Annotated in this window: 8 protein-coding genes and 5 pseudogenes; 8 read left to right on the top strand and 5 right to left on the bottom strand. The window is 60.1% G+C overall.

Annotated elements, in window-relative coordinates; all coding sequences use genetic code 11:
• Positions 1 to 10 precede the first annotated feature (10 nt).
• Positions 11 to 4,066, top strand: a complete 4,056-nt coding sequence (locus tag SO140_RS20350; RefSeq protein ID WP_498543034.1) for a helix-turn-helix domain-containing protein — start codon at positions 11 to 13, stop codon at positions 4,064 to 4,066.
• 297 nt (positions 4,067 to 4,363) lie between these two features.
• Here the strand turns inward: SO140_RS20350 and SO140_RS20345 are convergent, their stop codons facing one another.
• Together SO140_RS20345 and SO140_RS20340 are read right to left on the bottom strand one after the other, a co-directional pair.
• The gene (locus SO140_RS20345; protein ID WP_498543033.1) at positions 4,364 to 4,561 is read right to left on the bottom strand and encodes a conjugal transfer protein TraD; all 198 of its coding nucleotides are present in this window, start codon (positions 4,559 to 4,561) and stop codon (positions 4,364 to 4,366) included.
• Between the two features lies 1 nt (position 4,562).
• Positions 4,563 to 4,775: pseudogene (locus SO140_RS20340) on the bottom strand (conjugal transfer protein TraD); the annotation flags it as partial.
• Here SO140_RS20340 and SO140_RS20335 point away from each other — a divergent pair.
• Positions 4,745 to 4,996: pseudogene (locus SO140_RS20335) on the top strand (MobA/MobL family protein); the annotation flags it as partial. The pseudogenes SO140_RS20340 and SO140_RS20335 sit on opposite strands and share 31 nt — an antisense overlap.
• Before the next feature lie 84 nt (positions 4,997 to 5,080).
• Here SO140_RS20335 and SO140_RS20330 read toward each other — a convergent pair.
• Positions 5,081 to 5,206, bottom strand: a pseudogene (locus SO140_RS20330) (MobA/MobL family protein); the annotation flags it as partial.
• Between SO140_RS20330 and SO140_RS20325 the strand changes: the two are divergent.
• Positions 5,199 to 5,402, top strand: a pseudogene (locus SO140_RS20325) (hypothetical protein); the annotation flags it as partial. The pseudogenes SO140_RS20330 and SO140_RS20325 overlap by 8 nt on opposite strands.
• Positions 5,403 to 5,465: 63 nt before the next feature.
• Here the strand turns inward: SO140_RS20325 and SO140_RS20320 are convergent.
• Complete coding sequence (locus SO140_RS20320) at positions 5,466 to 5,606, bottom strand: hypothetical protein (RefSeq protein ID WP_449384441.1); 141 nt, start codon at positions 5,604 to 5,606, stop codon at positions 5,466 to 5,468.
• Positions 5,607 to 6,049: 443 nt separating this feature from the next.
• Entirely contained in the window at positions 6,050 to 6,586 is a 537-nt protein-coding gene (locus SO140_RS20315) for a hypothetical protein (protein WP_449384442.1), read from the bottom strand.
• A 570-nt stretch (positions 6,587 to 7,156) separates the two neighbouring features.
• Here SO140_RS20315 and SO140_RS20310 point away from each other — a divergent pair.
• The 5 genes and pseudogenes from SO140_RS20310 (at position 7,157) to SO140_RS20290 (ending at position 9,496) form a co-directional block, all read left to right on the top strand.
• Positions 7,157 to 7,345 (top strand): hypothetical protein, encoded by a 189-nt coding sequence (locus SO140_RS20310; protein WP_449384443.1) that lies wholly within the window; start codon positions 7,157 to 7,159, stop codon positions 7,343 to 7,345.
• Between the two features lie 317 nt (positions 7,346 to 7,662).
• Positions 7,663 to 7,905 carry a hypothetical protein gene (locus tag SO140_RS20305; protein WP_449384444.1) on the top strand — a complete coding sequence of 81 codons (243 nt, stop codon included), beginning with the start codon at positions 7,663 to 7,665 and terminating at the stop codon, positions 7,903 to 7,905.
• A gap of 47 nt (positions 7,906 to 7,952) precedes the next feature.
• Positions 7,953 to 8,051: pseudogene (locus SO140_RS20300) on the top strand (helix-turn-helix domain-containing protein); the annotation flags it as partial.
• A 428-nt stretch (positions 8,052 to 8,479) separates the two neighbouring features.
• Positions 8,480 to 8,920, top strand: coding sequence for an Hsp20 family protein (locus tag SO140_RS20295; RefSeq protein ID WP_498543032.1), 441 nt, complete (start codon positions 8,480 to 8,482; stop codon positions 8,918 to 8,920).
• Positions 8,921 to 8,998: 78 nt separating this feature from the next.
• Positions 8,999 to 9,496 carry an Hsp20/alpha crystallin family protein gene (locus tag SO140_RS20290; RefSeq protein WP_498543031.1) on the top strand — a complete coding sequence of 166 codons (498 nt, stop codon included), beginning with the start codon at positions 8,999 to 9,001 and terminating at the stop codon, positions 9,494 to 9,496.
• Positions 9,497 to 9,624: the final 128 nt, after the last annotated feature.

The following is a 9,624-nucleotide window of genomic DNA, read 5'->3' as shown; positions in this document are numbered from 1 at the left end:
TTCCTATGACATGCCGCCGTCCAGTCTCAATATCGAACTGACCCCAAAGCACGTACGCGCCGCGCGCGCGCTCTTGGCTTGGTCCCAGCAGGACCTCGCCAAGAACGCGGGCGTGGCGACATCGACAATAGCCGACTTTGAACGAGGTCGACGCACGCCAGTGGCAAATAATGCCCAAGCTATCCGCGACGCGCTGGAAGCCGCTGGCATCAATTTCTTGCCGACCGGCGCAGTGATCGGCCCTCCGCCCCCCCAAATCGCCAAGTCCGAGCGTCCAGGCGCACCGATCCGCTGGGTGGATGCCGAAGATCTAGCTGTCTGGGCAGACCGCCTGGATGGCGCGGCGAGCCTCCCCACTCTGCTGGCACATCTCATCCGTGCCACCTCCGGGCCCTCGGTCGAGCTCCGCTTCCCATCGGACGAAGGCATCCGATATTCGGGCTGGGACGGTCGTACCGTCGCCGCCGAAGGAGGCGCTTACGTCCCGCAAGGCGAGGCCGGCTGGGAAATTGGCAGTCAGCGCGGAGGGATCGCGCAAAAGGCGACTGAAGACTACAAGAAAAGGACAGCCAAACCCTCGCCGCTGAAGCCTGCGACCTCCACCTACATCTTTGTTACCCCCCGTCATTGGCCGAAGAAGAGTGAATGGGCCGAGGCCCGAGAGATCGAGGGTCCTTGGCGCGCCGTCCAGGTCTATGACGCCGACGACCTCGTCCACTGGATCGAACAGACGCCCGCCGTCGGATTGTGGCTGGCCACCCGCCTCAATAAACGGCCACCCGGCACGCGTCAGCTCGAAGAGGTCTGGGAAGAGTGGTCGCTCGCCACCCAGTGGCCACTGACCGAGGATCTGGTTCTGAGCGATCGGGACGAGGACGCTGCCGACGTTTTGCGCTGGCTCCGCGGTGAGCCATCGGTTCTCTCCATCCAGGCGACCACGACCGAGGAAGCCGCCGCCTTCTTCTACGGCACATTGAATACGCTGCCGGACGAGGCGGCCGCCCACTACCGAGCGCGGTGCCTCGTCGTAACTGACGCCGCGGCCGCTCGCGCACTTGCGAATGCGCCGGCGCCGCTGATCCTCGTGCTCACTGAACCGAACCCCGGGCTTGCGCGCAGTCTGGCGGACCGCGGACATTTTGTGTTGCAGACGTACGATGATCGCCCCGTGTCACCTGGCGAGGTCCGGAAGCTGGCGCGACCCTCCCGTGAAGGCATCGCCAGCGCGATGATCGACGCCGGTGTCGCCGAGGCGCGGGCGCACGCGCTTGCGCGCGATAGCGCGAGGAATCTTGCCGTTCTTCGACGGCTGATTCCGACAGCGCCGGGTCGGCTTCCGGACTGGGCGCAAGAGGCGCCGCCGCGCGCCCTGCTAGCGGCGCTGCTCGCTGGGGGATGGGATGACGAGTCCGAGGCGGACAAGGTCAAGCTTTCCCAATTGGCGGCTGAACCCTATGACGACGTCGCCGGCGAACTCGCCCGATATGTGGGCGACTTTGACAGTCCGCTGCGCAAGGTCGGCTCGACTTGGCGGGTCGCCTCACCACCCGACGCGTGGCTACTGCTCGCACAATATCTAACCGCAGCCGACGTCGGCCGTTTTGAGGCGTCCGCGCATGAAATCCTGGGCTCGGTCGACCCTCGTTATGACATGGACCCGGATGATCGCTGGATGGCTTCAGTCCGTGGGGTTCGCCCAGACTATTCCGGTCTGCTACGCCATGGTGTCGGCGAAGTGCTGATTCTGCTCGCCCTGTGGGGCGACAAAATTCGAACGATGCCGAACGCTCATCGGCGCGCGGACGCTATCGTCGGTAAACTGCTCAAGGATGCCGATAAACGACGATGGTGGTCGCTCTCGCGAGACTTCCGACTGCTCGCGGAGGCTTCGCCGAGTGCCTTCCTCACGGCCATCGAAGACAGCCTTAATCAGAATGATCCGCCGATTCGCGCATTGTTTGGCACAGACGAGGGAGGCCTGGCCGGAACGGAGCACCTATCTGACCTGCTTTGGGCTCTCGAATCGCTGGCTTGGTCGCCGGAGCTTCTGCCACAAGTGACGCTGGTGCTGGCGAAGCTGGATGCCATCGATAACCCGCCCGGTCGCTATATGAATCGTCCAGCTAACAGCCTTCGCCAAATACACTTGCTCTGGTCGCCGCAAACCTATGCGACCCTCGATCAGCGCCTACGCGCTCTGGACCTGACCCGCAAACGCGAGAGCGATGCGGCCTGGAAGCTGATGCTGAACGTGCTGCCCCAGGGACACGATACATCCAGTCCTTCGCCGGACCCACGTTGGCGGGACTTTACGGTCGACAAGATAGAGGCGGTGACCTGGCCGCTCATCGCGCGCGGCGCCACCGCCATCAGCGAGCGCATCCTGGCCGACGTTGGTCTGCACGTTCCGCGCTGGCTGCATCTGCTTGACCGGTTCGCGGACATAGCGCCGGATCGCGATGCAGCCATCGGCCTCCTCGACAAGGCTGAGCCGCGGATTAAGCCCCAATCGGAGCGGTCAGAGCTATGGACAGGCCTGCGCAAGTTGCTTCACCATCATCGGCAGTTTGCCGATGCCGATTGGTCGCTTCCCGCAGCGGAGCTTGATCGTCTCGCGACCATCCATGACCGGTTGGCTCCCTCCGATCCGCTTGAGCGAGTGGCGTGGCTGTTCGAACCATCAGTGAGCCTGCCCAACCCGTCGCATCAGGGCTGGCAGGCCAACGAGCGCCAGGTCGACGAAGCGCGACGGCAGGCAGCAAGGAACATCTTCTCCACACAGGGCGTCGACGGAGTTCGACGGCTAGCTCGTCTAGTTCCGACTGCCGGCTACATCGGCAAGGCGCTTTTCGAAGTCGGTCTTGATGAGCCGGACATCGATAAACTCCTGGAAGCATGCTTGCGCAGCGACGATCCGCGCGAGCGCGACGTTGCTCACGGCCTGATCATCTCTGCGTTCCGAGATCGAAAGGAGCCGTGGGCCGCGGCGCTTATCGCCAAAGCGCGCAAGAAGAAGTGGGGGGATACAGCGCTGCTTGCTATCCTGCGCGCGCTGCCCCAGCAGCGTTGGACCTGGGATCAAGTAGCGCAGGCCGGCGAGGCGATCGAGCGGGTGTATTGGCAACGTGCGCCAATCCTCTGGATAGAAGAGGACGATGATGCCGCTGCCTTTGCGGTGCGCAAGTTGATCGCGGTCGGTCGTGCGCGGCACGCCGTGCACCTTGCGGGCCGTGACCAGCAACGTCGACTGCCAACCGATCTCGTGATGACGATGCTGACGGAGGCGGTGAAACAGCCTTTTGAGGGGGACAGCGACGGCAACGAAGTGACGATGTTCCAGCACCATGTCATCGAAACCCTCGATCGGCTGGAATCGGAAGTGACGACGGACGTCCTCGCTCGACTGGAATGGGCCTATTTGCCGTTGCTTCAGCATTCTCGAAGGCGGCCAAAGGCTTTGCTAATGGCACTCTCCGAACAACCCTCCCTCTTTGTCGAAATGCTCCGCGCGGTCTTCAAGCCGAGCGAGGATAGCGGTGTGGTGGAGCCCGAACAGGCCGATCCGGAACGAGCGAAGGCCATCGCCCATCAGGCTTATCGGCTACTCGACCTTTGGAACCGGCTTCCAGGAACTCGCGAAGATGGCACAATTGACTCCGACGCGCTGAAAGCTTGGATCAACGAGGCGCGTTCACTTGCCAAAGCCGCGGGACGAGTTGACATCGCCGACAGCCGCATCGGAGCCATGCTTTCTGCATCGCCGAATGGCACTGACGGCATTTGGCCCGCCGAGGCGGTGCGGGAGGTCATCGACAACTTCGACAGCAAGCCGATGCTCGACGGCTTTTGGATCGGAAAGCGAAATCGGCGCGGTGTCACTTCGCGGCTGCCACGGGACGGCGGCAAGCTGGAGCGCAACGAGGCTGCAAAATACCGTGGGTTCGCCACCGCCCTCGCTTACGAACACCCTCGCACAGCCAAGGCTCTCGACAGTCTTGCCGACAGTTACGAGGAGGAGGCGCGCGGCCACGATGAGAACGCCGAGCGGCTCGATTGGGAATCCTAAAGCTCTGTCGGCCAAGCAGCCGCACGATAACGATTTTGGGCACGTTCCATGACCGTATCGCCGCATAGCAAACGCTATCCGACATTGGGCGCGGCCCCGCCCGCCTTGAAAGGGCGGTGGCGGTCTGGTCCAATTGCTTGGAGCAGGCGTGCCTTCGCCGTGACTGCACTACAACTGAGCCCCCAATTTCTTCCAAAAGTCCACTCGATCCCGCCGTCGTCGCGCTGCAGGCTAACGTGCCATTGACGCGCATCAACGATTTGTGCGTACGTGCGTCGTCGGGTCCGCCTCGAACGCCTACTTCCCCTTTGCGGCCCACAGCGCTCGTGCCCGTTCGCCTTGATCGCTCTTGAGCTTGTCGGCCATCCAGAGCAACGCGCCGAGAATGGTGGCGCCGTCGTCGGTTAGATCGACTATACCGGCTTTAACGATGAGGCCACTCAGTTCTATGAGGTGCCGCGTGCGCTTGCGGCGCTCCACCTGCCACGCGCGCATGTCATGTCGCGCCCTTTCGGCTTGATGCCGGTTGCGTGCCGCTCGGTTGCGACTGAGCGCCGTCCGTGTTGCGGTCAGTTGTCGGTGCATTTCGCTGCGTCCGGCTTTGAAAGAACGCGGCCCCGCGCCTGGCCCATGCCTCCCTCTTTCCGGCCTCCTTCGTCTCGGCTAGCACGATCAGCGCGCGCGTTCGAAGTCCGGAAAGATGCTCAGCTTGCCCGTGAGGTCGAATTCGCCATCCCGCGCGAGATGAGTGAGGCGCAGGGCATCGAACTAGCCCGCAACTTCGTTCGTGGCGAATTCGTCGATCGGGGCATGGTTGCCGATCTCAACGTGCATTGGGACATGGCCGAGGACGGCATGCCCAAACCCCATGCCCATGTCATGCTGACAATGCGCGCGGTGGACGAGAACGGCTTTGGCCGGAAGATTCGGGGCTGAGCCACCGCGCTGGAGCCAGACTTGCGGCCAATGACCTTGACGTGAAGATGATAGATCGCCATCGCGCCAGCGCTCCACCACCTCAGTGCGGTTCCAGTCCTCGAAGTCCCGATCCTCGATACGTTTGGCGGACGCGCCGATCTGGCTTTGCGGCTCCAGCGCGATGCCTTGGGCTTCCAAACTGCGATGGTCAATGCGAGCGTCGGGCGAAGGGACCGAGGCCGACCCCGCCGAGATGCACCGCGAGATCGCGCGCGGCAATGGGGAGCGGATCATCGCCGATCCCTCCCTTGGGCTGGACGCGATCACCCAGCAACAATCGACCTTCACACGCCGCGACATGGCAAAATTCGCGCACCGTCACAGCGATGGGATCGACCAGTTCAACGGTTCGACCGGACAGTCGCGCTTGGCATGGGAAAATAGGTGAATACCCGCATTGAGAGGTGGAACAGAAGACCCATCAAAGCGAGCCAACCTGAATGATTGCCGCGTTCTGATCATCGAGGACGAGTAATTTCTGGGCAATGACCTCGCCAAAGCGTTTCGGTCGCTCGGCGCTCGCGTGATCGGACCACTCGCCGAACTCAACGATGCGAGCCACCAGGCAAGACGGTTTCGATGGCAAGGTGATTGATATCAGCCTGCGCGGGGAATGTGCTTATCCGGTCGCGGACGAACGTGCTGCGTTCCCGGCAGGCCTCTTGCGCTCATCAACAAAAGGCGCTCTCCCGCTCTGGCCACATTCGTCGCTTCAACTGCCGTTTTCTTCAGCTGAGACTATCAGGGTGTAACTTTCCCATGAGTGAGATTGTGTCGGGTTCGATGCGCGTCTTGAGCGTCGCCCGTCAGTCGTGAATAGCCGGTCAGGCCTTACGACGTGGCTACGTCGGCGGAAACGGAATGGGTCGCGCTATCGAGCCTGAAGCGCGTGATGGGCTCCCTGCCTTGACTTCATATTGATCGGCAAGCCTCAAGAGGCGTTGCTTGGTAAACGGACAATAAGGAGTAGGGGTTTTCTTCGTGACCGAAGATGGGGTTGCGCCCTCAGGCGGCTTTTCGTTTTCCCTCCGGATGACGATGAAGAGTTTTTGAAGGGGAGGGGAAACGCGTGAATCGCCCCCCGCTACCCCACGCATGACCCACTATTATGGTGGGCCTGCGGAAAGACCTCCCCGCCGATAACATACCACTGAGTACGAGCCTTTCGATATCGCGCAGGTAGACGATCCTGCGATGTGAACAGCTCCTGCTCTCGCGAACCGCCGAACAACGAATCCTTGTCCTTCCGGTCGCGTCACGATCGTGAATCGACGCAATTCGAAGCTGTTCATCATTCTTCAACTTGTCTTCCCATCCACCCTTCATTGTCCCGTCCTGTCTCGCGAGCAGTTGGACCTTCGCAGCAACGGGCTTCACATTCTTTGGCAATTCCTGCTCAGCCTCATCGGGCGCGTTGTTATCAAGCGATGAGGTAACCACGTCGGCATCGAGTGGCGTAACGCTTAGCTCATCACTCACGAGCGCGCGGAATTGCTTCTTGCATGCGATTTTCTCGCCCAACTGCACGTCGGCGTCGTTCACGTCCCAGACAAGTTCATTTTGGTCATGCCGGAGGACGGCTTGGAGTTGTCCTGCCACGTGTCTGGCCGAAAGAAAATCGCATGGGGGTAGCGTTCGACTAGGATCGGTCGAACCGCTCGATTGGCCCGACTACGTTTGTTAGTCAGCCCCGTAAATATCCCAAGTGCTTGGGCTCGGCAGATCGGGTAGCGCTCAGCTATGCGAAGCGGCGAGCAACGACCAATCTGCGAGAAGTGCGAGCGCGAGATGACTCGCGTTGGCAAACTGCCGCCGGTCGGTAATCGTGAGGCTGTTGTGGTCTATCGGTGCGTTCCTTGTAAGCGAATAGCCTCCATGCCTCCGGCTCAGTAGTTCTACGGAGTACCGGTCGTTGTATGCTCAAACGTCATTTTTCATGAGCTTTTTCGAATGAATATCAAAGCCGTTATGGCAAGGATTATCGAAGCTGAGCTACTGGCACGCGGCGTACATTCGCTGGCGCCGTCCGATTGCGAACAGATCGTGGAGCGGATGGTAGAGCAAATCTGCGAACTAGAACCGAAGCTAGGCGCGAGATAAGAACGACGAGCCGTGAGCGGCTGGAAGCGTCCGTTTGACGATCCGATAGCATTGCCCAACGGCACGCAGTTACCTAAGCGCGAACACGACGCGCCGGAATGGTTGGTAGCGATTGAAGCGCTGATGCTTGTTGCTGAGAAGGGCGGCCCGACAATGTTTTGCCCGCATCGCATTCAAGCGCGCGTTGAATCACGGGAATAAGGCCGATCGGCGGAAGAGGCAGGCGAAGGCATACAGGGTTGGTGCGATCATCGCCGCTACACCTACGTCCTTACCTATGTGATTTCGAGCAGACATTGAGCAAGAAGCGTCTTCTCGCGCTCTGATCGAAACCAATAATTGCGGTCACGGCCGGGATCGGGGCGGCTTTTTTGAGCCGACGTGAATTGCTTCACACTGATTTCTGGGACCGATCCTAAAATCGTGGCGCGCAATGACGCGCTCCTCGCTAAGGAACTAGGAATCCATTTGCCGGGCCGCTGTTGTGCGGCTAACTCTGCTTCAGCAGGGGACGGTAAATGCAAACGAAGGCGCGCGAGTACATTGATTTTTGGGTCGAGAACAGCATTCACGCCGCTGAGCAGTACGGGACTCCCGGCTCTTCGCAGGACGTGAGCGAATTAGTCGGTCGTCTTATCGAAGGGGCGAAGGAGCAAGGCATTTCCCAAAAAGCTATGGAGAAAGAGGTCGGTGGCTTGACGGACTATGTCCGTGACAAACTCGCGACTGCGAACAAAGTCGAGAAGGATCGCCGCGAGTGAGCTAGAACGGGATTGTTCGACGATAGTCAAGCCGAAAAGCGGCCCGTGCATTGCTTGGGTGGTCACAAGCTTATCTAGCGCAAGGCTGCAAAATGCACCGCAACACGCTAGCCGATCTTGAAGGCGGCAAACGTTGTTCGTCGTGATGAATGAGCTCAGCAACGCCGGAATCGAATTCACCGAAGCTGGCGTTCAACTTCGGAGGCGCCGTCCCGCGTGTCAAAAAGTATCGCTCAACCTAAGGTAGTGGATGCCGATCCCCCGGCTTAGGGGGCAATTTGCAGGTCGAATGACAGGAGACCACCGCAGCTAACGCGCGTCGTCAGCGAGGCCAAAGCACGGCCGCCGGGGCCTTGCTTTGAGCCGAAACTAAAATTAACCGTGCAGATTCCGCAAAAAAATTTTGCGGAGCTCTTGAAATGGACCCCGGTTTTTCTAATTCGTTTTTTGCCGCTTGCGGGCGGTGCCGGGCGCCAGCTTTTGGGACCGGCGGACTGAACAGGGCGCCAGACAGGGTCCTGAACTGATGTCTTGCGCGCCTTCGTATCCATCTTGCTCTTAGGAGGACTTGGCTATGAGGACTTACGATTTTGCTCCCCTGTGGCGTTCGACCATTGGCTTCGATCGCCTTTTCGATCTCCTCGACGAAACCCAGCACAGAATGGAGGATAACTACCCGCCCTACAACATCGAGCGGCTGGGCGAAGATCGCTACCAGATATCCTTGGCGCTGGCTGGTTTCAGCCCGGATGAGATCGCCGTGACCGCTGAGCAGAACGTGCTCACGGTGGAAGGTGGCAAGAGCGATAAGGACCAGCACGAGTACCTCATCTCGGCCCGACCGTTCAAGCGGCAGTTCAACCTTGCCGATTACGTGCAGGTGAAGACCGCGACGTTCGACAACGGTCTGCTGCGGGTCGAGCTCGTCCGCGAAATCCCCGAAGCCCTGAAGCCCCGGCGCATTGCAATCGACGGTGGCGCTTCAGCCAGGCAAATCATGCAGAAGGCGGCCTGAGCCGCGTCTTGCCTGATCGTGTCACGCGCGGGCAGCATCCGCCCACGCATCAATAGGCTTCATGTCAAGGAGGATACCATGGGTGTTCGTGACCTTATTCCACGGACGAAAGGCCAGCAGCTCTCGACCGGACAGGAGGCTTTCGATCCGTTCTTCACGCTTCATCGCGAGATGAACCGGCTGTTCGACGACGTCTTTCGCGGAGTCGGTTCGTTCGGACGATCGGCCAATCCGCTGACGGAAGGCCAGTTCGGCTGGCCCCGGCTCGAACTCAGCGAAACCGATAAGGTTATGACTGTTTCCGCTGAACTGCCGGGTCTCAGCGAAAAGGACGTTCAGGTTGAAATCGCCAACGGCGTTCTTTCTATCCGCGGCGAGAAGAAGGTCGAGCGAAGCGACGAATCGAAATTCGTCAGCGAGCGGTATTACGGATCGTTCCAACGTCAGATACCGCTGGAGGACGTTGAAGAAGACAAGGCCCAAGCAGATTTCAAGAATGGCGTCCTGACTGTGACGATCCCGAAGTCAGAGCAGTCAAATCGCAACGTCAAACGCATAGCTATCAACACTAACTGACGCCGAAGGCGGCGGCGTCTCGCCGCCGCCCCAAACCCATAGCAACTCGTCTCTCGACGAAAGGAGCAAATGGAGACAAGAAATGAGCGAGGCTGATCGTATTGCCAAGTGTGCTGATTCCTTCCATC

The sequence above is a fragment of the Bradyrhizobium sp. UFLA05-108 genome (assembly GCF_059803455.1).
The sequence above is the reverse complement of the archived record's forward strand: the minus strand, read 5'-3'. Positions and strand labels throughout refer to the sequence as shown.

What these genes read in the sequence shown, in the direction of transcription:
- SO140_RS20350 (WP_498543034.1), top strand. Translation starts at nt 11, where the DNA reads ATGCCGCCGTCCAGTCTCAATATCGAACTGACCCCAAAGCACGTACGC.
- SO140_RS20345 (WP_498543033.1), bottom strand. Translation starts at nt 4,561, where the DNA reads ATGCGCGCGTGGCAGGTGGAGCGCCGCAAGCGCACGCGGCACCTCATA.
- SO140_RS20305 (WP_449384444.1), top strand. Translation starts at nt 7,663, where the DNA reads ATGCAAACGAAGGCGCGCGAGTACATTGATTTTTGGGTCGAGAACAGC.
- SO140_RS20295 (WP_498543032.1), top strand. Translation starts at nt 8,480, where the DNA reads ATGAGGACTTACGATTTTGCTCCCCTGTGGCGTTCGACCATTGGCTTC.
- SO140_RS20290 (WP_498543031.1), top strand. Translation starts at nt 8,999, where the DNA reads ATGGGTGTTCGTGACCTTATTCCACGGACGAAAGGCCAGCAGCTCTCG.